The sequence below is a fragment of the Planobispora longispora genome (assembly GCF_016863135.1).
Taxonomy (GTDB): domain Bacteria; phylum Actinomycetota; class Actinomycetes; order Streptosporangiales; family Streptosporangiaceae; genus Planobispora; species Planobispora longispora.
The window spans coordinates 32588-55565 of sequence record NZ_BOOH01000066.1 but is presented as its reverse complement, the minus strand read 5'-3'; the positions used below and the strand labels follow the sequence as shown (position 1 = coordinate 55565).

Below are 22978 nucleotides of genomic sequence, written 5' to 3'. Positions count from 1 at the left end.
GGGACCGACGCCCGACGGGCATCCGGAAGGAAGATCCATGAGCTCCATCGACTTCGGCACGCCCTCGACGCTGCCCCCGCCCAACGGCTACAGCCACGTCGCCAGCGTCCCTCCGGGCAGCAGGCTCGTCTGGACCTCGGGCCAGGTCCCGATCGCCGCCGACGGCACCCCGGCCCCCGCCGGCGACTGGGAGGCCCAGACGCGCCTGGTCATGCGGAACGTCGGGGCGGCGCTGGAGGCGGCCGGCGCGACGTGGGACGACGTGTTCAAGCTCACGATCTTCGTCGTCGACACCTCGGCCCTGCCCGTCGTCCGGGCGGTGCGCGACGAGTTCGTCAACCTGGAGCGGCCGCCGACCAGCTCGCTCGTCCAGGTCGCGGGCCTGTTCCGGCCGGACATCCTGATCGAGGTCGAGGCGGTCGCCGCGGTCCCCGCGGACTGACGGCCTCACGCCATCCGCAGGGCCAGGGCCGGGCACATCTCCACGGCCCGGCGGGCCAGGCGCCGCAGCTGCGGGGGTACGGCGTCGCGGGCGAAGACCGGGTAGCCGTGCTCGTCGAGGTGGACGAGGTCGGGGGCGAGCTTCGCGCACAGGCCGTGCCCCTGGCAGCGGGTCCAGTCGACGGTCAGACGGACCTCGGGCTCCGGCTCCCGCTCCGGGACGGGCAGCACGCCCAGGACCGGACGGCCGCAGCTCCCGCGGAGCAGGTGCTCCTGGATGTCGTCGGGGAACGCCGCCAGCGCCGACAGCACGAACCCGGACGTCCCGTCGGGATGGGAGCACGCGCCCCTGCCCCTGACCCCGGCCGCCCGGCGGCGCAGGCCGTCCAGGGCGGTGGCCGAACCCTCGACGAGGTCCGCCAGGGTGCGGGCGACGTCCGGCAACCCCAGCCGGCAGGGCCCGCACTGCCCCGACGACTGCGCGGCGAGATAGCGCGCCACCCTGAGCGTCTCGCCCAGCGGGCAGGTCTCACCGTCGAGCGGCAGCACGATCCCGGCGCCGAGCCGCCCGCCCGCCTCCTCGATCCCCTGCCGGGAGACCGGCGCGACGGCCGCGGCTCCGGGGTGGATCCACGCGCCGTGGTACCCGCCGACCAGCACGCCCTCGCCCGGCGACGCCCGGCACGCCTCCAGTACGGCGGGCAGCGGCGTCCCGGTCTCCACCTCCACCACCGCCGGAGCGACCGCCGAGCCGCCCACGGTGAGCAGGACGGTCCCGGGCTCCCGCGCGGTCCCGACGTCGGCGTAGTGCTCGGGCCCCAGGGTCGCGAGCACCGCGAGCTGGGCGAAGGTCTCGGCGTTCGACAACAGCGTGGGCAGGCCGTCCACCCCGCTGTCGCTGGCCCTGACCTTGCGGCCCGGCGGTGCGCCGCCGCGCCCGTTCACCGCCCTGACCAGCGCGCCGCCCTCGCCCGAGATGAACCGTTCGGGGATGGCCGCCACGCGGATCCGGTCCCCCGCCCCCCGCTCCTCGACCGCGGCGACCGCCGACGCGTGCCCCATCCCGCCCTCGGCGGCGGCGATCACGATCCGCCGCGCGCCGAGCGCGCCCGCGGCGAGCAGCGCGCCCTCGATGACCAGGTGCGGCGTCCTGGTGAGCAGCATCGTGTCCTTGCCGCTGGCCGGTTCGCCCTCGGCCGCGTTGACCAGGACGGCGCTCTCCGAACGGTGGGCGGCCACCGCCCGCAGCTTGCGGGCGAAGGGGAACGCCGCGCCGCCCCGGCCCCGCAGGTCCACGGCGTCCGCCAGCTCGGCCAGCTCCCGGGCGTCCAGCTTCGGCGCGGTGCCGTGCATGGCGCGATGCGCGGACAGGTCCATCCGGCGAGAGGCGTCCAGCCCGGCGGTGAGCCTGGCCGGTCCTACCCGTCTGACCTGGGGGACCCGGTAGGGGATCATCCCGTGCCTCCTGCCTGTTCGACCTGGGGGACCCGGTGAGAGCTCATCCCATGCCTCCGATCCGCCGGCGGGCCACCCGGCCCTCGGTGCCCGTCTGTCCTTCCGGACCGGCCCCGCTGTCCGTGCCGGTCCGGCTCCCCCGGGCCCGGCGCGGGACGCGGCCGACGATGCTCGTGAGCGAGGCCGGATCCGCCGCATTCGCCGTATTCATCGCCGTATTCATCGCTGTGTTCGCCGCTGTATTCGTCCGCGCCGCCGTACCGGATCGATCCGCGGTGGCACGCGCGACCGCGGGCTCGGCCGCGGGCTCGGCTCCGGCCGCGGCACGCCTGGTCTGCAGTACGGAGAGGACCCTGATCAGCAGTGCCGCGCCCACCGCCACCAGGCAGGCCACGTAGCTCCAGCTCACCCAGGAGGCGGGCGATCGGCCCGCGCTCAGCCCGTGCATGATCGCCGTAGGCCAGGCGAGGTAGGCGGAGCCGTGCAGCAACCGCCACACCCACGGCTTGCCGCTGTCCGCGAACCCGGCTCGGGCGATCCCGGTGGCGAAGATCAGCACCATCACGTCGGACGCGACCACGCCGAACCCGATCGCCATGGTCGGCGCGGACGTCGGGACCACCGCGGCCGCCGCGGGGGCCCGGCCTTCGGAGATCTTCATCAGGATGTGCGTGGCCAGGAACGCCATGCCGACCAGCGCCGCCGACCGGTGCAGGAGCTGGGTGCGGATCCTGCCCAGGGCCGGGAGGACGACCCGGTCGGCGGAGAACAGCCCGAGCGCGACGGTGGCGGTCAGCGCGACGAGCGCCAGCACACCGGAGAAGAAGGAGAGGAATCCCCACGCCGCCGCGGAGGCCCGCAGTCCCGCCTCGGTCCTGCCCATCATCAGCATGCCGACGGTGACCACCGTGATCCCCGCCCCGAGCATGACCCGGTTGGATCTCCGGTCGAGCCCCGACGCCTCCTGCCGGGAGTGCCGCGCCTGTCCGCGCCGCGGCCTGTCCGCGTCGCGTTCGCGCTCGTCCGGGACATCGGACTGTTCTCCCAGGACACGTTCCAGCCGGGTGCGTTCACTTCGGCTGTGTTCTACCGCGGCGTGTCCCACCTGGACGCGTTCACTCGCGAGGTGTGTTCCCGGGGCGTATCCCACCTGGACGCGTTCATTCCGGGGGTGTTCTGCCGGGCCCCGTTCACCCGGGAGGTGTTCTCTTCGAGCGCGTCCTCCCGCGGGATGCTCTCCCGGGGCGCCCGGCGGTTCGCCGATCCTGTGGACCGGCGTCCCCGTGTGTCGCACCGGCTCGTCGGGTCGTGCCGGTTCGTCCGGGCCGAGCGGCGGACCCTCCGGTTCGGCGACCGGCTCGCCCAGCCGGCGCGCCGGCCCGCCCAGGTAGTACACCGGAGCGTTCGTTCCGCGGGCCGCGTTCCAATCGGTGTCGTCCACTGTGCCTCCTCATCGTCCGAGCGGAGAGGGTGCCGCTCCGGGACGGGTACGAGGTCAGCAGCGACGGCCTTGGTTGATGCAGTTCACTACGGACCGCATGAGCCGGTCCGGCATCACGTTCGCGAAGTCGGCGTGATCGGTGACCGGGTTGTGCAGTTGCTCGGGGAAGGCGTCCAGCGCGAAGGAGGGGGTGGACGGCGCGGCGTAGGCCAGGGTCATCCGCAGCTGCGGAACGGCCCGCGTCCCGGCGGGACAGGCGCCGCTCTCATCGGGGAACAGGACGTGCGTGCGGTGGTTGGCGCTGTCGGTGTTCTGCCCGTCCCAGCAGCTCGGGAAGTCCAGGATCCGCATGACCAGGCTGCCCCGGGGACAGAGCGGATACTTGTCGGTCAGCACCCGGTTGGTGAACCCGCTGCAGGTCCACTGGGCCCGGGCGTTCGCACCGCCGTTGGTCGCGGCCTTGGCGTCACCGGTGATCAGCCTGAGGAACCGCGGCATCGCGGTGACCTTGGCCACCGGGTTCCCCCGGAACTGCATGATCGCCACGCGGGGGGTCAGGATGCGTCCCACGTTGCCGTCCGGGTCCTGGGTGTTGGCATCGACCGTACGGTCCCGCAGGACCGGCCAGAAGTAGGTCGAGCGGTCGCCGAACGCGCACGTCGTCCCCGCCGCCGCCAGGCTGGCGTCGGTGGAGAAGGCGTCGGTGGACAGGTTGCCGACGTAGTCGTGCACGTGGTGGGCGCCGTTGGTCACGCCCGGGGCGACGATGAAGTTGTCCGAGTTGCGGTGGCCGTTCTGGTTGCGGCCGCAGCGGGAGACGAAGCTCCCGGCGGAGCCTCCGCGCCGTGTCCGGGGCGTCTGGACGTTCGGCTGCGTCTGCCGGATGTCGACGAAATCCTGCGGGAACGGACCGAGATCCGCACAGTCCTCCGCCTGCCCGTCCTGCCCGTCCTGCCCGTCCTGCGGGTCCTGCGGATCCTCTGGACTCTGCTGGTTCTGCGAGCCCTGCTGGTTCTGCCGGCCGCTCTGACCCTGCCGGCCGTCCTGATCCTGCTGTTGCCGCTGGTCATTTTGGCCCTGCTGGCCGTCCTGGTCCTGCTGACCGTTCCGGCCTGACCGGTTGTCCTGGTTCTGCTGGCTGTCCTGGCCCTGTTCCGCGGGGTCGCAGTGGTCGGCGGCGGCTGGGCCCGTGGTGGCGGTCAGCGCCCCGGCCGCCAGGGCGAGCGCGGACAGCGGCACGTACAGGCGTCTCATGCGTTTGCGTTTCATGGGGTTCTCTCCTCACTGTGGCGCGGGAGTCACTTTGGCGCGGGAGGTTCGGGCAGGGCGGTGTAGTCGACCAGCCCCGTGCTCTCCAGCAGGGTCATGTGCTTCATGACCACCTCCACCGCCCGCTGGGCGAAGGATCGGATGAGATCGTTACGAGTGCCGGACCGTACGGCGGCAACCGCTGTGAAGACCTTCCCGTGAGCTTGGCGGAGCCGGTTGGCGAAGATCCGGTCGTATTCGGCGCCGAAGGCGGACGACAGCTCCCCCATCCAGCGCTGCTGGTCCGCGCTCGCCTGGCTGGGCAGCACCACGCCGAGCTGGCCGGCGACCGAGAGGACCTGGGCGTCGAGCTTGAGGTGGTCGGTCATCAGGTGCATGCCGACCTCCTTGACCCGCTTGCTGTCGGCGCGCTGCTGGGCCTGCTGCCCGGTGGGGATCTCCCAGAGGCCCGCCTGGCGGACCTTGACCAGGAAGTCGCGGTCGGCCGGGCTCAGCGGGCCGTACGGGGTGGAGACCCAGCCCTGGGGGGTGCCGCCCTCCGAGGCCGCGGGCAGCCCGCCGGACGGTGTGACCAGCACGACCGCCACCGCGGCGACCGCGAGGAAGGTCCCGAACAGCAGCAGCTCTCCGCTTCCGAAAGCGCCGGACCGGCCGGGACGGCGGGAGCGGCGCAACAGCGACCTGAACATGGCGTCGCCCGGGTCAGTAGTCGTCCGGAGCCTGCGTCCGCGCGGCATCCGGATCTTGTCTCCGCGCGGTGTCCGGAGCCTGCGTCGGGGCGCCGTCCGGGGACTGCGCCCGCTTCCCGTCCGGGGAGCTCGCGAACCACGTGCCACCGGCGCCGTGCCCTTTGAGGTCTCCCGGGATCTCGTCCCCGGAGAACCGGTAGAGCGGCCAGCCGCCGAGGGTCACCTGCAGGGTGCCGTCCTGCCGCTCGGCCGTGCCGACGAGGCCCTGGTCGATGCCCTCGACCATGACGTCGCCCGCGGTGACGACGGGCGGCCACGTGGCCGCGCACTCCCCGTCGCAGCTCGGCGCCGAGGGCTTGTCCTCGTCGAAGCGGTAGAGGGTCTGCCCCTGGGCGTCGACGACGACGCCCACCGCCGAGACCTTCAGGAAAGCGTGGCCGGCGTGCTCGTTCACCGCCTCCGACGTCGCGTAGGCCTGTCCGGAGTAGTCCTGCCCGGAGGCGCCGCCTCCGGCGCATCCGGACAGGGCCACGAGGGTGACAACAACCCCGGCCGGCCATAGGACGTGCCGTGTTGCCATGGTCGTTCCTTTCCGCAAGGGCCCGCCGATGCGGGCGCACTTGGTCGGAGGTACGCGACTGTCCGGAAGGCGGTTCACGGAAAGTAAGGAGATAGTCAGAAATAACTGGAGTTGTGGAAGTTGCATACGGGGCTGATAACGAAGGTGTAAAGATGTTGCCCGTGCCTCGTCATCTCGACAGCCGGTTCGAGAGCGCGGAAACCGACGATGACGTCCTGGTTGAGGTGCTGTACCAGGAGTTCGGCCCTTCCCTGCTCCGCCATGTACGCAAGGCCACCGGCAACGATCTGCAGTGGGCCGAGGACGTCGTTCAGGAGACGATCCTCCGGGCCTGGCGAAACGCGGGGAGGTTGCACCGCGAGCCGGGCCTGCTGTGGGCCTGGCTCCTCACCGTCGCCCGCCGCATCGTCATCGACGGCCGGCGTAAGCGAGGAGCTCGCCCTCAGGAGGTCGAGCCCGCCGACGCGGACGCCGTGTCCGTCCCCGACGCGTCGGAGCAGGCGCTGGAAACGATGATCGTCACCGACGCGCTCCGAGACCTGTCCGAAGAACACCGGGAAGTCATAGAGCACACTTACCTACGGGACCGTACGATTAGTGAAGCGGCGGAGATCCTGGGGATCCCGCCCGGCACGGTCAAGTCCCGGCTCTACTACGGGATCCGCGCCCTGCGCAGGATCCTGAAGGAGAGAGGTGTCGCGAGCTGATGTCCCCCTCCTCACGCGGTGCGCATGAAGACGTGACGGCCTATGCCCTCGGCGTGCTGGACGAAGAGGACCACCAGGCGTTCGAAAGCCACCTCATGTCGTGTGAGGAGTGCCAGGCCGAGCTCCGGGAACTGAGTGAGGTTCCCGGCCTGCTCGACGCGGTCCGGCGGGACCGCTCCACTTCCCTCACCGGTCCCCTCGACGACGACCGCACACCGCTCTGACCAGCGGGCCGCGGTCTCTCCCCGCGGGCCGCGGCTCCAGCCCCGGCGCCTCGTTCCCGGCCCGCCGCCGATCCGGCGCCCCGCCCCCGGCGCGCCCCGGCCTCTCACCCCTGACGCCACTCCCCCGATTCGAGGGCCCCCGCCGCCTGCGGGCCCATCAGCCCCAGCCCCCCGTCCACGAACAGGCTCGCCCCCGTCACGTACGACGAGGCCGGGCCCGCGAGGAAGGCGATGACCGCGGCCACCTCCCGGGCGTCGCCGGGCCGGTCGATCGGGTAGCCGGGGCGGCTGCCGGGTCGCGGCGGCTGATCCTCCTGGCCGGTCATCGGGGTGGCGATCTCGCCCGGGGCGACGGTGTTCACCGTGATCCCGTACGGCGCCAGCTCCAGCGCCAGCACCCGGCTCAGCATCCGCAGGCCCCCCTTGGCCGCGCAGTACGGCCCGGCCCCGACCCTGGGATGCTCCTCGTGGACGCTGGTCACGTTGACGACGCGGCCGCCCCCGCCTGCGGCGATCATGCGCCGGACCGCCCGCTGGGCGCACAGGAACGCGCCGTCGAGGTCCACCGCGAGCACCGACCGCCACTGCTCGAAGCCCATCTCCAGCAGCGGCGTGCTGCTCCCGGTCCCGGCGTTGTTGACCAGGACGCCGACGCCGCCCAGCTCGTCGGCCAGCTCGTCCACCACCGTGGCGGCCTTCTCCGGGTCGGTCAGGTCGTGCCGGCGCACCGCCGCCGCGCGGCCCCTCTCGCGCACCAGCCGCGCCGTCTCCTCGGCCCCCTCCCGGTCGCTGTGGAAGGTGACGCCTACGTCGAACCCGTGCCCGGCCAGGGTCACGGCGGTCGCCTTGCCGATGCCGGAGTCCGCTCCGGTGATGATCGCGATCCGGTCGTATCCGGAGCCGGAGATCGGCGCCTCGCTCATGCCCGTCCTGCCTTCCCGGTCCTCCCGAACCGAACGCGGCCCTTCCCGGAGGGGTCCCTCCCCCGGAGGGTCCCCCGCCCCGGAGGGGACCGGTCACCCGTCCCCGCGCAGATGGCGGGTAAACCAGTCGCGGGCCAGCGCCGCCGCGGTCTCCAGCGTTCCGGCCTCCTCGAACAGATGGGTGGCCCCGGGGACGACCTCCAGGCGGTTCTCGCAGCGGAGCCGTCCCCGCGCGGACTCGTTCAGTTCGAGCACCTGCTCGTCCCGGCCGCCCACGATGAGCAGGGTGGGGGCGGAGACCTCGGCCAGCCGGGGTCCCGCGAGGTCCGGCCGCCCGCCCCGGGACACGACGGCGGCGACGCCTCCCCTGCCATCCGCGCCGCCCTCCCCGCCTCGCCGCCCGTCCATGCCGCCCTCCCCGCCCTCTCCCCGCCCGTCCATGCCGTTCTCCCGGCCGTCTCCCCGCCCCGCCGCGGCCCACAGCGCCGCGGCGGCGCCGGTGCTGGCCCCGAAGTACCCGACGCGGAGGCCCGGCAGGTGCTCGCGCACCCAACCGGTGGCCTGCGCGAGCCGCTCGGCGAGCAGGGGGACGTCGAAGACGTTGGCCCGGTCGTCCTCCTCGGCGGGGGTGAGCAGGTCGAACAGAAGAGTGCCCAGCCCGGCTCCGTTGAGGACCTCGGCCACGTAACGGTTGCGCGGGCTGTGCCGGCCGCTCCCGCTGCCGTGCGCGAACACGACGATCCCGGGGGCGCCCGCGGGAACGGCGAGCGTCCCCGGCAGCTCCGCTTTCCCCAGGTCCATCAGGACCTCTCGCGACACTCCCCGCGCGGTCCCGGCGCCCGCCCCCGGCCCGCTCCGCGCCGTCCCGGCCCGGCTCAGCAGGTCGGTGACCTCCGCGTCGTCGACCTGGGTGAAGTCCTCGTACCACTGGCCGATGGCGCCCAGGGATTCGGGGGCCACGAGACAGACGATCTCGTCGGCGTCGTCTCCCAGGCGCGCCTCCACGTCCGGCGCGCACACGGGGGCGGCCAGGACGATCCGGCCGGCGCCGTGGGCCCGGGCGACCCTGCAGGCGGCGCGGGCCGTGGAGCCGGTGGCGATCCCGTCGTCCACGACGACGGCGGTCCTGCCCTCCAGGGAGACGCCCGGCCGCCCCGCGCGGAACCGCTCCGCCCGCCGCGCGAGCACCTCGCGTTCGTGCTCCTCCACCGGCGCCATGTCCTCCGGACGCAGGCCCGCCATCCGGACCACTCCCGGGTCCACGACGCGCACCCCGCCCTCCCCGATGGCGCCGAAGCCCAGCTCCGGCTGGACGGGCACGCCCAGCTTGCGCACCAGGATGACGTCCAGCGGCGCGTCCAGCTCCCTGGCCACCTCGAAGGCGATCGGGACTCCTCCCCGCGGCAGGCCGAGGACGACGACGTCCTGGCCGCGAAGGTGCCCGAGCCGTACGGCCAGGCGCCGTCCCGCCTCCGTGCGATCGGTGAACACCGCGGTCCACCCCCGATCCTCGTCTTTCGCCCCCCGACGGTCACGTCTTACCCGGCCCCGTCACCGTCATGCGGTCCCGCGCCCCGGCGACCGCCCGGCGGGACCGTCCGCGGGGGCCCGTCCCCGCTCCCGGCGGCCGTGCCTTCCCTGGACCGCCCGCCCGGCGAGGGCGACGGCCGCGGCCAGGCAGGACCAGGCGAACCAGTCGCCCCACCTGGTGTAGGGAGTGCCGGCGCCGCCTGCGGGGACGGCCGCCGTGAGGGTCACGACGGCACGGTCTCCGGTCGCCCGCTCGGCGAGGACGCGCCCGTACGGGTCGCTGACCGTCAGGTTGCCGTCCGCCGCGCCGCGCACGACCGCGAAGCCGTTCTCCACGCCGCGCGTCACCGCGATCCGGGAATGCTGCCAGGCGTCGAGCCCGAAGTCCCAGGAGGGCACGAACATGACCGTGGCGCCGATCCGGCGGTTCTCCCGGGCCAGGCCGGGGAAGTCCAGGTCCTTGCAGATCGCCACTCCCACGTCACCGGCGACGAGAGCCCGCCCGCCCGGCTCGTACGGCTCGACGCCGGGCACCATGTGCCGCTTGCGGTAGATCCGCGGCTCACCTCCCCGGGCGGGGAAGAACACGGCCGTGTTGTGACCGGCGTCGGTGACGATCACCCCGGCGACGATGTCCATCCGGCGCTCGCGGGCCAGCGCGGCCAGCGGATCGGTGATCCGGGGCAGGTGCGCCGCGGTGGTGACGAAGGCGCCCTCCGCCAGCACGGCCGCGTCGGTCTCCCGGGGCAGGGCGCGCAGGCGCGCCAGCGTGTCGCGGAGTTTCTCCGTCCCCCGGGGCGTGTCCACCGGGGCCCAGTCCCCGTGCTGTCCGGCGGCCAGCAGCGCCACGTTCCGGTGCGGGCCCGCGGGGGGCGCGGCGAGCCGTACGGTCCCGTACCCCGCCACCGCGGCGAGCAGGGCGAGCGTCGTGAGGCCCACGCCCAGGCGCGCGCGTCCCGCCGTCCCCGGGGCGAGGATCACCGCGACGGCCGCCGGGACCGCCATCAGCGCGAATGTGACGCCCCACACGCCGGTGAGCGAGGCGAGCTGCAGCACCGGCAGCACATCGGCCTGCGTGTAGGCCAGGCTCCACAGCGCCCCGTCCGGGCCGAGGACCGAGACCAGATACTCGCCGCTCACCCACACCGCGGGCACGGCCACCGCGGCCGCCACCGGCCTGCCCCGCCGCGCCAGGAGCCGGAAGAGCAGCACGGCCGCGACCGCCAGCAGGGCCGGGAGCACCACGCTGAGCAGCGCGACCGGGAGCGGGACCTCCAGCCGGTCACGCTGCAGGTCCCACAGGTTCAGCCCGCCGACCCCCCAGGCCGTGAACGCCGCGGCGGACGCGACGGGGGCGGAGACCCGGGGCGCGAGCAGCAGCACCGGCAGGGGCGCCAGCCAGGTGAGCCACGGCAGCGGGGTCAGCCCGGTGCCGGAGAACAGCAGGAGGGCGGTGGCGGCGGTGGCGGTGACCGTGGCGGCGAGAACGGCCGGCAGACGCACGACGGGCGGCGCAGCGCCGGATGTGGAGGGCATGGCGGGCGGAACGGCATCGGACACGGGTGGCGTGGCCGAAGGACCGGGGGACGTGGCAGGGGGGACGGACGGCGGGTGCATCTCGGCGCTCTCCTCGGAGTGGATCTCGGGCCCGGGCCCCTCGGAGAGGTGAGTCCCAGGCCGGGACGGGCTTCGAATGCTCCCCGCGAGAAGGGCTCGGGGGATCGCCGCGAAGAGTGAATGCCTCCTCATTCCCAGGAGTGAGCCGCTCCCGGAGGTGGGCCGTTCCCAGGAGCGCGCACCTCCCAGCTTCAGGAGCGCGCTCTTCCCGGGAGTGAGCCGTTCCCGGGAAGAGCGCTACTCCCAGAGGTGCGTTCCCGCCACGACCAGCCCCGACTCGTAGGCGAAGACCACCGCCTGCGCCCGGTCGCGCAGCCCGAGCTTGGCCAGCAGGTTGCTGACGTGCGTCTTGACGGTGTGCTCGCTCACGTGCAGCGCCGCGGCGATCTCCGCGTTGGACATGCCCCGTGCCACCCGCTCCAGCGTCTCCCGCTCCCTGGCGGTCAACTCGCCGAGCCGGGCCTTCAGGCGGGGTACGGCGCCGCCCCGCCGTACCAGATCGGAGATCAGCCGCCGGGTGACCGTCGGAGCCAGGAGCGCCTCCCCCGCGGCGACCACCCGGACGGCGGCGACCAGCTCGTCCCGGTGGGCGTCCTTCAGCAGGAACCCGCTGGCGCCGGCCCGCAGCACGGCGTAGACGTACTCGTCGAGGTCGAACATGGTCAGCGCCAGGACCCTGGCGTCGGTGCGCTCGCAGATCCGGGCCGTCGCCTCGACCCCGTCGACGTCCGGCATCCGGATGTCCATCAGAACCACGTCGGGGCGGAGCTCCACCGCCCTGCGGACGGCCTCGGCCCCGCCGGCGGCCTCCCCGACGACGGAGATGTCGGGCTGGGCGTCGAGGATCATCGAGAAGCCGCCGCGGAACAGATCCTGGTCATCGACGACGAGTACGCGCACCATCGGCGGACCGCTCCTGTTCGATAGGCGGCGTCGTGACGGCCGCGGACCTTTCCCGTCCGACTGCCGGATACTCACCCCGCGGCATCCCAACCGGCGGAGACTCGGCCTGTGGCGCCTCGACCGGCGGAAACTCAACCGGCGGAGACTCCGCCTGCGATGTCCCGAGCGGCAGGGTCGCGGTGACGGTGAACCCGCCGCCCGCCCTCTCGCCCTGCTCGGGACCGCCCCGCCCCGGGCCCGTCCGCAGCGTGCCCCCGCACGCCTCGACCCGTTCCCGCATGCCGATCAGGCCGTGTCCCGCCGCGTTCCCGCCCGGGGCCGGGCCGCGGCCGTCATCGGTCACCTCGATCCGCAGGGCATCCGGCGACCAGCTCAGCCGTACCCGCACGGCGGTGGCCCCCGCGTGCCGGAGCGTGTTCGTCAGCGACTCCTGGACGAGCCGGTAGGCCGCCATGCCGACGTCGGCGGGCACCGGTCCGGCCTCGCCCAGGACCTCGACGGCCACCTCCAGCCCGGTCTCCCGGACCTGCCCGACCAGGCGCTCCACCTCACCGAGCCCAGGCGGCGGCGCGAGCCCGGCGCCGTCACCCGACCGCAGCGCGCCCAGGACGCGGCGGAGCTGGCCGACCGCCTCCCGCCCGGTCCGGGCGATCGCCTCGAGCGCGGCCTCGGCCCGGTCCGGATCGGCCCGCACCGCCAGCGAGCCCGCGTCCGCCTGGACGACCATGACGCCGACCGAGTGGGTCAGGACGTCGTGCATGTCGCGCGCGATGCGCATGCGCTCCTGCGCGGCGATCGCCGTCCTCTCCTCCTCCAGCCTCCGGGTGCGCTCCTCCAGCGCGGCGATCTCCGCTCGGCGCGCCCGCGCTCCGGTCCCCAGCGCGCAGGCGGCGACGAACGCCATCCCGACGTAACCGAAGGAGTCCGGCGACTCGCCCGGCACCGCGAGGGACATCGCCAGCAGCACCGCACCGGCGGCCCCGCCCAGCAACCGCTCCCGCCGGGCGCTGAACGCCGCCACCGTGTACACCGCCACCAGCGCGCCGTACGGCAGCGGCGGCAGCGCGTGGGCCAGCGCGAGGCCGGTCGTCGCGGCGCACACCGCCGAGGCCGTCGGCACGGGCGCCTTCCTCCGCCACAGCAGCGGGACCGACGCCCCCAGGGCCAGCACCGCCACCCACGGTCCCCCGCCTGCCCACCTCAGCCCGGACCAGAGGGTGGCGGCGGCCACCGCACCGGCGATCACGGCGTCGACGACGACCGGCGGGACACCGCGCAGCCTGACGATCCGCTCTCGCGCGGACACGACGGGCCGCGCGGACACGGTCGGGGGGACCCGCAACGTGCACCTCCTGAGGCGAGATCCACCACCAGTATCCGATGATGCGGAGCAGGCCGTGCCGATCGGTGCCGGGGCGCAGCAGCGCGCGTGCGGTCCAGGCGGCCAAGCAGGTGAGGGCCTCGCCGGGCCGTACGGTCCGGGAGTAGACGTCGAGGAAGGCGGTCATCCAGGCGTAGCAGCAGGCCCGCCCGCCCGGGGCGGACAGGTACGGCGGGCCCGCGCCGGCGAGCCGGGCCACGGTGGAACGCCGCCCGTCGGCCCCGACGACCACCGGGGTGTGGATCTCGTACGTCCGCCCGTCCCGTTCCCTGGCGACGACCCCGGCGACCCTGCCGCGGATCCTCACGGGCATCCTCCCTCTGGTCATCGAGGACCCCGGAACCGATGACCACTCCCCCGGCCCAGGCCGTACGGCCACCGGAACGCCCCACCCGGACACGCGGCAGTCCTCCCTAGCAACCGCTTGTGCGGGAGGATGGTCTGAACTAATGTCTGGACATGTGTCCGGAAAGTTGGTTGCAGAGCCCACCCGCCGGCGGCTGACCGAGCGTCAGGCGGACACCGTGCGGCGGCTGACCGAGGCGGCCGTCGAGGAGATCCGGGAGACCGGCTTCGACGGGCTGACCGTCCGCAACGTCGCCCGCCGGGCCGGGGTCGCGCCCGCGACGGCGTACACCTACTTCGCCTCCAAGAACCACCTCGTCACCGAGGTGTTCTGGCGGCGGCTGAGCGCCCTGCCACCGCTGGACGACCCGGTGGACGATCCGGTGGACACCGCGGCCGGGGCGCGTGAGCGCGTGGTCGCCGTGCTCCGCGAGATCACCCTGCTGGTCTCGGACGAGCCCCGGCTCGCCGCGGCCTGCACGACCGCGATGCTCGGCACCGATCCGGACGTCCAGGAACTGCGCGCCCGCATCGGCCTGGCCATCCGCCGCCGCCTGCGGGCCGCGCTCGGCTCGCGGGCCGACCACCGGATGCTGAACGCGCTGGAGTTCGCCTACGCGGGCGCGCTCCTGCATGCCGGGATGGGCTACACCTCCTACGGGGAGATGGCCGACCGCCTCGCCGACATCGCCGAGCTGATCGTGAGGTAACCGCCGTGGACTCCTCCCTCCAGAGCACACGCGACAGCAGTGCGCACAACCAGAGCACGCACGACCGGGTCACCTACAACCCCTACGACTACGCGATCCACGAGGATCCCTACCCGACGTACGCGCGCCTGCGGGAGGAGGCCCCGCTCTACCGCGACGAGACCCTCGGCTTCTGGGCCCTGTCGCGCCACGCCGACGTGGCCGCCGCCTTCCGGGACCACGAGCGCTTCTCCAACGCCAACGGCGTCTCCCTCGACCCGAGCGCCTGGGGCCCGCACGCGCACCGCACGATGTCCTTCCTCGGCATGGACCCGCCCGAGCACACCCGGATGCGGTCCCTGGTCTCCAAGGGCTTCACCCCCCGCCGGGTCCGCGAGCTGGAGGGCGACATCCTGCGTCTGACCCGCCTCCACCTCGATCCCGCCCTGGAGAAGGGAGAGTTCGACTTCGTCGCCGACGTCGCGGGCAAGCTCCCGATGGACGTCGTCTGCGAGCTGATGGGCGTGCCCGAGGCCGACCGGGACGAGCTGCGGCGCCTGGCCGACCTGGTCGTCCACCGCGAGGAGGGGCTCAACGACGTCCCGCCCGCCGGGATGGAGGCGTCCCTCACCCTCGTCGGCTACTACCAGGACCTCGTGGCCGAGCGCCGCCGTGCGCCCGGCGCCGACCTCCCCTCCGCGCTGCTGACCGCCCGGGAGGGCCGCGACCGGCTGAGCGAGGAGGAGGTCATCGCCTTCCTCTTCCTCATGGTGGTGGCGGGCAACGAGACCACCACCAAGCTGCTGGCCAACGCGCTCCACTGGGGCCGGCGCAACCCCGTCCAGCTGGCCAAGCCCATGGACGACCCGGCCCGGGTCGGTGACTGGGTGGAGGAGACGCTCCGCTACGACGCCTCCAGCCAGATGCTCGCCCGCACCGTCACCGAGGACATCGAGCTGTACGGCCATGCGGTCCCGGCCGGGGACCGCATGCTGCTGCTGGTCGGCGCGGCCAACCGCGACCCCCGGGTCTTCCCCGACCCGGACGCCTACGACCTCGACCGCGACACCTCCCAGATGATCAGTTTCGGCGGCGGGCGGCACTTCTGCCTGGGCGCCAGTCTGGCGCGGCTGGAGGCGCGCGTCGCGCTGACCGAGTTCGTCCGGCGGGTCCGGGACTACGAGGTGGACGAGGGCGACTCCGTCCGCGTGCACTCGGTCAACGTCCGCGGCTTCGCCTCCCTGCCCGTCTCCGTCACCCTCCGCACCCCGTCCTGACCACTCCCCCGTCCGGACCGCGCCGTGAACCACATCCAGTGTCTGGAGAGCGCGTACATGCCCCGATTCGAACCCCACCCGCACCGCCGCCCCGCACTGATCGCCGGGGCGTCCTCCGGGATCGGCGCCGCCACCGCCGCGTTGCTGGCCGCCGCCGGTCACCCGGTCGCCCTCGGCGCGCGCCGGACGGACCGGTGCGAGGAACTCGCCGAGACCATCCGCAAGGACGGCGGCGAGGCGTTCGCCCATCCCCTGGACGTCGCCGACTCCGGCTCGGTCGCGCGCTTCGTCTCGGCCGCCGCCGCGGCGCTCGGCGACCCCGAGATCGTCGTGTCGGGGGCCGGGGACCTCGGCGCCGAGCGTGTCCACGAGCTGGACTCCGAGGATTTCGCCGCCCAGGTCCAGGTCCACCTGGTGGGCGCGCACCGCCTGGTCTCCCATGTCGTGCCCGGCATGGTCGCGCGCGGCCGGGGTGACGTCGTCCTCGTCTCCTCCGACGTCGTCCGGGCCCCGCGCACCCGCATGGGCGCGTACGTCGCGGCCAAGAACGGCGTGGAGGGAATGGCCAGGGCCCTGCAGATGGAGCTGGAGGGCACCGGCGTCCGGGCCTCGGTGGTCCGTCCCGGCCCGACCATGACCGGCATGGGCATGGGCTGGGACGCGGAGACGACCGGGGAGGTCCTGGACGAGTGGGTGCGGTGGGGGCTCGCCCGTCATCCGTACTTCCTGCGGGCCGAGGACGTCGCCGCGGTGATCGCCGCCGTCGTCGCGACGCCGCGCGGCACCCACCTGACGCTCGTCGAGGTCCAGCCGGAGGCGGCCGTCACGAAACCCGCGACAGCCGCAGAGTCCACAGCCGTCTCCGGAGGGGAGGAGGGGCGATGAAACAGCCCGCCGTCGTCTCGGGAGGTCCCGACCACCTCGAGGAGCTGCGCACCGATCCCATCGCCCTGATGCGGCGGGTCCGCCAGGAGTGCGGGGACGTCGGGGAGTTCCGGCTGGCCGGCCGCCCCGTGGTGCTGCTGTCGGGCGCGGAGGCCAACGAGTTCTTCTTCCGCGCCCCCGACGAGGAGCTCGACCAAGCCGAGGCCTACCCCTTCATGACGCCGATCTTCGGTGAGGGCGTCGTCTTCGACGCCACCCCCGAGCAGCGCCGGGAGGCTCTGCACAACCAGGCGCTCAAGGGATCCTTCCTGAAGGGCCACGCCGCCACGATCGCCGCGGAGGTGGACCGGATGGTCGCCGCGTGGGGGGACGAGGGTGAGATCGACCTGCTCGACTGGTTCGCCGAGCTGACCATCTACACCTCCTCGGCGTGCCTGATCGGCAGGCGCTTCCGCGAGCAGCTCGACCACCGCTTCGCCGAGCTCTACCACGACCTGGAACGGGGCACCGACGCGCTCGCCTACGTCGATCCGTACGCCGACATCGAGAGCTTCCGCCGCCGCGACGCCGCCCGCGTCCAGCTGGTCGCCCTCGTGCAGGGGATCATGGACGGCCGGGCCGCCGGGCCGCGCCCGCCGCGGGAGGAGCGGGACCTCCTCGACGTCCTGATGTCGATCCGCGAGGAGGACGGCTCGCCGCGGTTCTCGGCGGACCAGGTCACCGGGATGTTCATCTCGATGATGTTCGCCGGGCACCACACCAGCTCCGGCACCGCGGCCTGGACCCTGATCGAGCTGCTGCGCCATCCCGGGGTGCTGGACGGGGTCGTCGAGGAGCTCGACGAGCTCTACGCCGACGGCTCGGAGATCAGCTTCCAGGCCCTCCGCGAGATCCCGCGGCTCGAATCGGCGGTCAAGGAGGCGCTGCGCCTGCACCCGCCGCTCATCCTCCTGCTGCGCGTGGCCAAGTCCGACCAGGAGGTGCTGGGATACCGGATCCCGGCGGGGACGATGGTCGGCTGCAGCCTGGCGGTCTCCAACCGGATCGCCGCGGACTTCCCCGACCCCGACGCCTTCGATCCCGCGCGCTACGCCGTGCCCCGCGAGGAGGACGTCCTCAACCGGTGGACGTGGGTGCCGTTCGGCGCCGGGCGGCACCGCTGCGTGGGCGCGAACTTCGCGATGATCCAGCTCAAGGCGATCTTCTCGGTGCTCCTGCGCGACTGGGAGTTCTCCCTCGCGCAGGACCCGGACTCCTACCGCAACGACCACTCGAAGATGGTGGTGCAGCTGGCCCGGCCGTGCGCGGTGCGCTACCGCAGGCGGCGGCCGTGACGGGCCGCGGCAGGCGAGGCGGACGGGGGAGGCGGCCGTGAGGGTGGAGGCCGATCTCGACCTGTGCCAGGGGCACGCGATGTGCGAGCTGGAGGCGCCCGACGTCTTCGAGGTCCCCCGGAAGGGGAAGGTGCGGATCCTGGACCCCGAGCCCCCCGAGTCGCTGCGCCGCGAGGTCGAGGCGGCCGTCCGCCACTGCCCGACCGGGGCGCTCCGGCTGACCTCCGGGCCCGGCCCGTGAGCCTGCGGACCTCCCGCGCCGTCGTCCCGGACCCCGATCCCCGCCGTGAGTCCTGGCCCTCGCCGTGAGCCCTGATCCCCGTACGTCCCAGACCCCGACCGCTGGGCCGAGAGCCCTGAACCCGTGGAGAGGAGATCCCGTGCCCGCCTTCGACCGCGACGAGCTGGACGAGATGGTGAACCGGTGGCTGGAGGCCAACCGGCGCTGCGAGGAGGCGGGCGACTGGCGCCCGCTGGCCGAGCTGTACACCGAGGACGCCACCTACGGCTGGAACGTCGGCCCAGGCCAGGACTTCATGGCGGTGGGCCGCGACGAGATCCGCGACCTGGCCCTCGGCTCGGAGATGGGCGGCCTGGACGGCTGGTCGTACCCGTACCAGAGCATCCTCGTCGACGACCGCAACGGCGAGGTGGTCGGCTTCTGGAAGCAGATCGCCGACGCCAGGCGCCCCGACGGGAGCGCCTACGAGGTGGCGGGCATCGGGGGCAGCTGGTTCCGGTACGGCGGCGGCTTCCGGTGGTCCTGGCAGCGCGACTGGTTCGACCTGGGGAACGTCACCTCGCTGTTCGTGGAGATGATGAAGGCCGGTGTCCTGTCGGACGGCATGAAGCGCCGCCTCGACAGGGCCGCCTCGGGCCGGCCGGTCCCCGGCTACTACCGGCGCGGCGAGACCCCGGTCCCCATCTGGTGACCTCCTGACCTCCTGACCTCACGGCCCGCCCGGAAGGCGGGCGGGCCGTACGGCGGGCGTCGTGGCGGGCGCCGTACGGCGGGGACGCGCGGGGCGCCGTCAGGCGGGGATGTGCGGAGTGCCGTCGCGCATCGGCGGGAAGCGGAAGCGGGCGGCCGTGGTGCCCCGGGTCATCCGGGTGATCTCGGCCTCCCCGACCGGCTCGGTCTCCTCGTCGATGATGATCTCCCAGCGGCAGTGCGGGACCCGCCCGGCCGGCTCCCGGGGCGGGCGGTGGACCGGGCGGATGCGGGCACGCGGGTTGACCGCCTGGGCGGTCCAGTCGAAGGTGCCGTCCTCGATGTGGTGGCACATGCCCCGGATGGAGCGCTCGCCGAAGGGTTCGACGTCCAGCAGCGCCCCGCAGGAGCGGAGCTGGAAGAAGCCGTGGGTCTCGGAGACGAGCTCGTACTCCACGTCCATGTAGTGCTGGGCGAAGCCGGGGTCGAGCTGGAGGCACTTGAAGATCGCCGAGACCCCGTTCCCCTCGATCTTCATGATCTCGCGGATCCGGTCCGTGTAGATCGGGCTGGCGCCGCGCCACTCCTCGATGGCGATCTCCTCGACCGCCTTCTGCCCGTACCGCAGGCCCACCGCGGTGAGGGCCGCGCGGTCGAGCAGGTGGACGATCAGGCCGTACTCCCGGACGAGCCGGACCAGGGCCTCTTTCGACAGGTCCTCGAAGCGGAAGCCTGGAGCGAATTCTCCGGAATAGTCCTTGCGTTCCGTCATGGGGTGAACTGTAGTCTGGACATGTGTCCAGAACAACCGATCGCTTGCTCGGCAGTTCTTCACCTCTCCTGATCGACGGGGAGCTCCTCCCCGGCCCCCGCCGCTTCGAGACGGTCGACCCGGCGACCGAGGAGGTCCTGGGCGAGGCCGCCGACGCCGCCCCCGCCGACATGGACCGCGCGATCGCCGCCGCCCGGCGCGCCTTCGACTCCTCCGGCTGGGCCGCCGACCCCGGCCTGCGGGTGCGCTGCCTGCGCCAGCTGTCCGAGGCGCTCACCCGCCGCTCCGACGAGCTGCGCGAGCTCACCGTCTCCGAGGCCGGCGCCCCGCGGTTCCTGACGTACGGCGCGCAGCTCGACGCCCCCGTCGCCGACCTCGCCTGGTTCGCCGACCTCGCCGAGCGCTACGAGTGGGAGCACGACCTCGGCCGGGCCGCGCCCATGGGCATGGCCAGCGACCGCCGCGTCGTGCGCGAGCCGGTGGGCGTGGTCGGCGCGGTCACCCCCTGGAACTTCCCGCACCAGATCAACCTGGCCAAGCTCGGCCCGGCGCTCGCCGCGGGGAACACGGTCGTGCTCAAGCCCGCCCCCGACACGCCCTGGTGCGCGGCCGTGCTCGGCGTGCTCATCGCCGAGGAGACCGACATCCCGCCCGGCGTGGTCAACATCGTCACCGGCGCCGACCACGCCCTCGGCGCGATGCTCTCCGCCGACCCCCGGGTCGACCTGGTCTCCTTCACCGGGTCCACGGCGACCGGGCGGGCCGTCATGCGCGACGCCGCGGAGACGGTCAAGCGGGTCTTCCTGGAGCTGGGCGGCAAGTCGGCCTTCATCGTGCTCGACGACGCCGACCTGCGCGGCGCCTGCTCGTACGCGGCCTTCGCCGGGATCACCCACGCCGGGCAGGGCTGCGCGATCACCACCCGGCTGCTCGTCCCCCGCGCCCGGCACGACGAGGCCGTGGAGATCACCGCCGCCACGATGGCGAAGCTCGGCGCCCGGGACCCGCGCGACGACCGCACGGTCTGCGGGCCGGTCATCTCCGCCCGGCAGCGCGACCGGATCGAGGGCTACCTGGAGCTCGCGCGCGCCGAGGGCGGCGCGTTCGCGACCGGGGGCGGGCGGCCGGAGGGCCGGGACAAGGGCTTCTGGATCGAGCCGACCCTCATCACCGGGCTGGACAACACCGCCCGCGCCGCGCGGGAGGAGATCTTCGGCCCGGTGCTGGTGATCATGCCGCACGACGGCGACGACGACGCCGTGCGGATCGCGAACGACTCGCCGTACGGGCTCTCGGGCGCGGTGCACGGCGGCGACCCGGAACGGGCGCGGGCGGTGGCCCGGCGGCTGCGGGCCGGGACCGTCAGCGTCAACGGCGGGGTCTGGTACGGCGCCGACGTGCCGTTCGGCGGCTACAAGCAGTCGGGGATCGGCCGGGAGATGGGCGTGGCCGGGTTCGAGGAGTACCTGGAGACCAAGGCGATCGCCGAGATCGCGCGGACCGGGGAGGGAGCCGGATGAGCCGCTTCGAGGGCCGTTTCGAGAACAGGGTCGCGATCGTCACCGGCGCCGCGCAGGGCATCGGCGAGGCGTACGCGCGGGCGCTGGCGGCCGAGGGCGCGAGCGTCGTGGTCGCCGACGTCAGCGAGAAGGGCGCGGCCGTCGCCGAGGAGGTCAAGGGCCTGTACGTCCGCACCGACGTGTCCGACCCCGCGTCGGTCGAGGCCATGGCCGCCGCGGCGGCGGACCGCTTCGGCGGGATCGACTACCTGGTCAACAACGCGGCGATCTTCGGGACCATGCGGCTGGACTTCCTGTTCACCGTGGACTGGGACTACTACAAGCGCTTCATGGCGGTGAACATGGACGGCGCGCTGCTGTGCGCCCGCGCCGTCCGGCCGTACATGGAGGAGCGCGGCGGCGGGGCGATCGTCAACCAGTCGTCCACCGCCGCCTGGCAGTACTCCGGCTTCTACGGCCTGGCCAAGGCCGGGGTCAACGGCATCACCCAGCAGCTCGCCCACGAGCTGGGCGGGATGGGCATCCGGGTCAACGCGATCGCGCCCGGCCCGATCGACACCGAGGCCAACCGCACCGTCGTGCCCGAGGGCATGGTCAGGAAGATCGTGCGCGACAAACTGGCGATCAAGCGGACGGGCACCCCGCAGGATCTGGCCGGCATGTGCCTGTTCCTGCTCTCGGACGAGGCCGCCTGGATCACCGGGCAGATCTTCAACGTCGACGGCGGCGAGGTGTTCCGCTCATGACCGCCGTCCCCACGCCGCGCGAACCGGCGCAATCCCACGAGCCGCCGGACTCGCGCGACGAGCCGCCGGGCCCGTACGGCTTCATCGGGCTGGGCCAGATGGGCGCCCCCATGGCGGCGCACCTGGCCGGTCGCGGTCTCGTCGTGTACGACGCCCGGCCGGAGGCCATGGCCCCGCTGGTGGACAAGGGCGCCCGGGCCGCGGCGGGCCCCGCCGAGGTGGCCGCCGGCTGCCGGATCATCTCGCTCATGGTCCGCGACGACGCCCAGGTGGAGGAGGTCATGGCCGGGATCCTCCCCGCGGCGGCCCCCGGCACGATCGTCGCGATCCACTCCACCATCCACGCCGCGACCGCGGTACGGCTCGCCGAGCGGGCGTCGCCGTACCGGATCGACATCGTGGACGCGCCGGTCAGCGGCGGCTTCATGGGCGCCCAGGCGGGTACCCTCGCGGTCATGGTCGGCGGCGCCGAGGACGCCTTCGCCCGCTGCCGGGAGCCCTTCGGGACCTGGGCCGATCTCGTCCTGCACATGGGGCCGGTCGGCGCGGGCACCCGGGCCAAGCTCGCCCGCAACCTGCTGCACTTCACCGCCTTCGCCGCCGTGGCCGAGGCGCAGCGGCTGGCGGAGGCGGCCGGAGTCCCGCTGCGCCGGCTCGCCCGGGTCGTCCGGCACTCCGACGCCGTCACCGGCGGGCCCGGATCGATCATGCTCCGCTCCACCACCGCGCCCCTCGATCCCGGCGACCCGCTCTACGGGATCATGGAGAACGTGCTCGCGCTCGGCGAGAAGGACCTGTCCCTCGCCCTCGACCTGGCCGCCGAGCACGGCGTCGACACGCCCCTGGCCCGGCTCGCGCTCGACCGCCTCGCCGAGGGCCTCGGCCTTCCCCCTCGGATTTCCCCTTCGGACTCCCCCAGGAGGCACGGTGAGTGACGACCGGCGCGAGCGCGGCCTGGAGATGATGCGCCAGGTGTACGGCTGGGAGATCGGCGACGCCCCCGGCGACTTCTTCGGCGTCACCGTGGACCATCTCTTCGCGGAGATCTGGACCCGTCCCGGCCTGTCGATGCGCGACCGGCGGCTGCTGCTCGTCGGCGCGCTGGCCGGGCAGGGACTCAACGACGTCCTCGACATCCAGATCCCGGCCGCCCTGGCCAACGCCGAGCTCTCCCCCGACGAGCTCCGCGAGATCGCCATCTTCCTCACCCACTACATCGGCTGGCCGCTCGGCGCCCGGCTGAGCGTCCAGATCGACAAGCTGATCGCCAAGCACGGGCGGGCCACCTCCTGACCCTCGCCCTCCCGACTCCCGTGCCC

24 protein-coding genes are annotated in these 22978 nt (G+C 73.6%); 13 read left to right on the top strand and 11 right to left on the bottom strand.

Annotated features, from left to right (window positions below; all coding sequences use genetic code 11):
* The first annotated feature begins 37 nt into the window (after positions 1-37).
* Entirely contained in the window at positions 38-442 is a 405-nt protein-coding gene (locus Plo01_RS36580; protein WP_203895362.1) for a RidA family protein, read from the top strand.
* 5 nt (positions 443-447) lie between these two features.
* Here Plo01_RS36580 and Plo01_RS36575 read toward each other — a convergent pair whose 3' ends face one another.
* From Plo01_RS36575 to Plo01_RS36555, 5 genes are all read right to left on the bottom strand, one after another.
* A complete protein-coding gene (locus Plo01_RS36575; RefSeq protein ID WP_203895361.1) occupies positions 448-1896 on the bottom strand; it encodes an NADH-quinone oxidoreductase subunit NuoF family protein in 1449 nt (482 codons plus the stop codon).
* Between the two features lie 43 nt (positions 1897-1939).
* Complete coding sequence (locus Plo01_RS36570; protein WP_203895360.1) at positions 1940-2824, bottom strand: hypothetical protein; 885 nt, start codon at positions 2822-2824, stop codon at positions 1940-1942.
* Between the two features lie 567 nt (positions 2825-3391).
* Positions 3392-4606 carry a DUF1996 domain-containing protein gene (locus tag Plo01_RS36565; RefSeq protein WP_203895359.1) on the bottom strand — a complete coding sequence of 405 codons (1215 nt, stop codon included), beginning with the start codon at positions 4604-4606 and terminating at the stop codon, positions 3392-3394.
* Between the two features lie 29 nt (positions 4607-4635).
* Positions 4636-5295, bottom strand: coding sequence for a DUF4142 domain-containing protein (locus tag Plo01_RS36560; RefSeq protein WP_203895358.1), 660 nt, complete (start codon positions 5293-5295; stop codon positions 4636-4638).
* Positions 5296-5308: 13 nt separating this feature from the next.
* Positions 5309-5875 carry a COG4315 family predicted lipoprotein gene (locus Plo01_RS36555; protein ID WP_203895357.1) on the bottom strand — a complete coding sequence of 189 codons (567 nt, stop codon included), beginning with the start codon at positions 5873-5875 and terminating at the stop codon, positions 5309-5311.
* A 113-nt stretch (positions 5876-5988) separates the two neighbouring features.
* Between Plo01_RS36555 and Plo01_RS36550 the strand changes: the two genes are divergently transcribed.
* Both Plo01_RS36550 and Plo01_RS36545 read left to right on the top strand, forming a co-directional pair.
* Complete coding sequence (locus tag Plo01_RS36550; protein WP_239317788.1) at positions 5989-6582, top strand: sigma-70 family RNA polymerase sigma factor; 594 nt, start codon at positions 5989-5991, stop codon at positions 6580-6582.
* A 32-nt stretch (positions 6583-6614) separates the two neighbouring features.
* Positions 6615-6806, top strand: coding sequence for a zf-HC2 domain-containing protein (locus tag Plo01_RS36545; protein ID WP_239317786.1), 192 nt, complete (start codon positions 6615-6617; stop codon positions 6804-6806).
* Between the two features lie 104 nt (positions 6807-6910).
* Here the strand turns inward: Plo01_RS36545 and Plo01_RS36540 are convergent, their stop codons facing one another.
* The 5 genes from Plo01_RS36540 to Plo01_RS36520 all read right to left on the bottom strand — a co-directional run bounded on the left by Plo01_RS36540 (position 6911) and on the right by Plo01_RS36520 (position 13121).
* The gene (locus tag Plo01_RS36540; protein ID WP_203895355.1) at positions 6911-7729 is read right to left on the bottom strand and encodes an SDR family oxidoreductase; all 819 of its coding nucleotides are present in this window, start codon (positions 7727-7729) and stop codon (positions 6911-6913) included.
* A 93-nt stretch (positions 7730-7822) separates the two neighbouring features.
* Positions 7823-9220: a phosphoribosyltransferase family protein gene (locus tag Plo01_RS36535; protein WP_203895354.1), complete on the bottom strand. Its 1398-nt coding sequence runs from the start codon at positions 9218-9220 to the stop codon at positions 7823-7825.
* Positions 9221-9286: 66 nt separating this feature from the next.
* Positions 9287-10762 (bottom strand): nitrilase-related carbon-nitrogen hydrolase, encoded by a 1476-nt coding sequence (locus Plo01_RS36530; protein ID WP_203895353.1) that lies wholly within the window; start codon positions 10760-10762, stop codon positions 9287-9289.
* A gap of 351 nt (positions 10763-11113) precedes the next feature.
* Complete coding sequence (locus tag Plo01_RS36525) at positions 11114-11779, bottom strand: response regulator (protein ID WP_203895352.1); 666 nt, start codon at positions 11777-11779, stop codon at positions 11114-11116.
* Positions 11754-13121 (bottom strand): sensor histidine kinase, encoded by a 1368-nt coding sequence (locus Plo01_RS36520; protein ID WP_203895351.1) that lies wholly within the window; start codon positions 13119-13121, stop codon positions 11754-11756. The genes Plo01_RS36525 and Plo01_RS36520 overlap by 26 nt, the downstream gene beginning before the upstream one ends.
* 500 nt (positions 13122-13621) lie before the next feature.
* On the opposite strand from Plo01_RS36520, the gene Plo01_RS36515 reads away from it, so the two are divergent.
* From Plo01_RS36515 to Plo01_RS36490, 6 genes are all read left to right on the top strand, one after another.
* Positions 13622-14215, top strand: a complete 594-nt coding sequence (locus Plo01_RS36515) for a TetR/AcrR family transcriptional regulator (RefSeq protein WP_239317784.1) — start codon at positions 13622-13624, stop codon at positions 14213-14215.
* Between the two features lie 5 nt (positions 14216-14220).
* Complete coding sequence (locus Plo01_RS36510; RefSeq protein ID WP_203895349.1) at positions 14221-15471, top strand: cytochrome P450; 1251 nt, start codon at positions 14221-14223, stop codon at positions 15469-15471.
* A gap of 57 nt (positions 15472-15528) precedes the next feature.
* Complete coding sequence (locus Plo01_RS36505) at positions 15529-16356, top strand: SDR family oxidoreductase (protein ID WP_203895348.1); 828 nt, start codon at positions 15529-15531, stop codon at positions 16354-16356.
* Entirely contained in the window at positions 16353-17690 is a 1338-nt protein-coding gene (gene cyp51 / locus Plo01_RS36500; protein WP_203895347.1) for a lanosterol 14-alpha demethylase, read from the top strand. Before Plo01_RS36505 ends, cyp51 begins: the two co-directional genes overlap by 4 nt.
* 37 nt (positions 17691-17727) lie before the next feature.
* Positions 17728-17931, top strand: a complete 204-nt coding sequence (locus Plo01_RS36495) for a ferredoxin (RefSeq protein WP_203895346.1) — start codon at positions 17728-17730, stop codon at positions 17929-17931.
* Positions 17932-18070: 139 nt separating this feature from the next.
* The gene (locus tag Plo01_RS36490; RefSeq protein WP_239317782.1) at positions 18071-18622 is read left to right on the top strand and encodes a Cif family virulence factor; all 552 of its coding nucleotides are present in this window, start codon (positions 18071-18073) and stop codon (positions 18620-18622) included.
* A gap of 99 nt (positions 18623-18721) precedes the next feature.
* On the opposite strand, the gene Plo01_RS36485 is transcribed toward Plo01_RS36490, so the two are convergent.
* Positions 18722-19393: a hypothetical protein gene (locus Plo01_RS36485; RefSeq protein ID WP_203895345.1), complete on the bottom strand. Its 672-nt coding sequence runs from the start codon at positions 19391-19393 to the stop codon at positions 18722-18724.
* Between the two features lie 23 nt (positions 19394-19416).
* Here Plo01_RS36485 and Plo01_RS36480 point away from each other — a divergent pair, with 23 nt between their 5' ends.
* From Plo01_RS36480 to Plo01_RS36465, 4 genes are read left to right on the top strand one after another with little or no spacing between them, the layout of a single operon-like run.
* A complete protein-coding gene (locus Plo01_RS36480; protein ID WP_239317780.1) occupies positions 19417-20913 on the top strand; it encodes an aldehyde dehydrogenase in 1497 nt (498 codons plus the stop codon).
* Positions 20910-21659, top strand: a complete 750-nt coding sequence (locus tag Plo01_RS36475; RefSeq protein ID WP_203895344.1) for an SDR family oxidoreductase — start codon at positions 20910-20912, stop codon at positions 21657-21659. The genes Plo01_RS36480 and Plo01_RS36475 overlap by 4 nt, the downstream gene beginning before the upstream one ends.
* The gene (locus tag Plo01_RS36470) at positions 21656-22594 is read left to right on the top strand and encodes an NAD(P)-dependent oxidoreductase (RefSeq protein ID WP_203895343.1); all 939 of its coding nucleotides are present in this window, start codon (positions 21656-21658) and stop codon (positions 22592-22594) included. Before Plo01_RS36475 ends, Plo01_RS36470 begins: the two co-directional genes overlap by 4 nt.
* Complete coding sequence (locus Plo01_RS36465) at positions 22587-22952, top strand: carboxymuconolactone decarboxylase family protein (protein WP_239317778.1); 366 nt, start codon at positions 22587-22589, stop codon at positions 22950-22952. Before Plo01_RS36470 ends, Plo01_RS36465 begins: the two co-directional genes overlap by 8 nt.
* Positions 22953-22978 lie beyond the last annotated feature (26 nt).

What these genes read in the sequence shown, in the direction of transcription:
- Plo01_RS36565 (WP_203895359.1), bottom strand. Translation starts at nt 4,606, where the DNA reads ATGAAACGCAAACGCATGAGACGCCTGTACGTGCCGCTGTCCGCGCTC.
- Plo01_RS36485 (WP_203895345.1), bottom strand. Translation starts at nt 19,393, where the DNA reads ATGACGGAACGCAAGGACTATTCCGGAGAATTCGCTCCAGGCTTCCGC.
- Plo01_RS36470 (WP_203895343.1), top strand. Translation starts at nt 21,656, where the DNA reads ATGACCGCCGTCCCCACGCCGCGCGAACCGGCGCAATCCCACGAGCCG.
- Plo01_RS36570 (WP_203895360.1), bottom strand. Translation starts at nt 2,824, where the DNA reads ATGCTCGGGGCGGGGATCACGGTGGTCACCGTCGGCATGCTGATGATG.
- Plo01_RS36525 (WP_203895352.1), bottom strand. Translation starts at nt 11,779, where the DNA reads ATGGTGCGCGTACTCGTCGTCGATGACCAGGATCTGTTCCGCGGCGGC.
- Plo01_RS36540 (WP_203895355.1), bottom strand. Translation starts at nt 7,729, where the DNA reads ATGAGCGAGGCGCCGATCTCCGGCTCCGGATACGACCGGATCGCGATC.
- Plo01_RS36575 (WP_203895361.1), bottom strand. Translation starts at nt 1,896, where the DNA reads ATGATCCCCTACCGGGTCCCCCAGGTCAGACGGGTAGGACCGGCCAGG.
- Plo01_RS36555 (WP_203895357.1), bottom strand. Translation starts at nt 5,875, where the DNA reads ATGGCAACACGGCACGTCCTATGGCCGGCCGGGGTTGTTGTCACCCTC.
- cyp51 (WP_203895347.1), top strand. Translation starts at nt 16,353, where the DNA reads ATGAAACAGCCCGCCGTCGTCTCGGGAGGTCCCGACCACCTCGAGGAG.
- Plo01_RS36560 (WP_203895358.1), bottom strand. Translation starts at nt 5,295, where the DNA reads ATGTTCAGGTCGCTGTTGCGCCGCTCCCGCCGTCCCGGCCGGTCCGGC.
- Plo01_RS36505 (WP_203895348.1), top strand. Translation starts at nt 15,529, where the DNA reads ATGCCCCGATTCGAACCCCACCCGCACCGCCGCCCCGCACTGATCGCC.
- Plo01_RS36580 (WP_203895362.1), top strand. Translation starts at nt 38, where the DNA reads ATGAGCTCCATCGACTTCGGCACGCCCTCGACGCTGCCCCCGCCCAAC.
- Plo01_RS36475 (WP_203895344.1), top strand. Translation starts at nt 20,910, where the DNA reads ATGAGCCGCTTCGAGGGCCGTTTCGAGAACAGGGTCGCGATCGTCACC.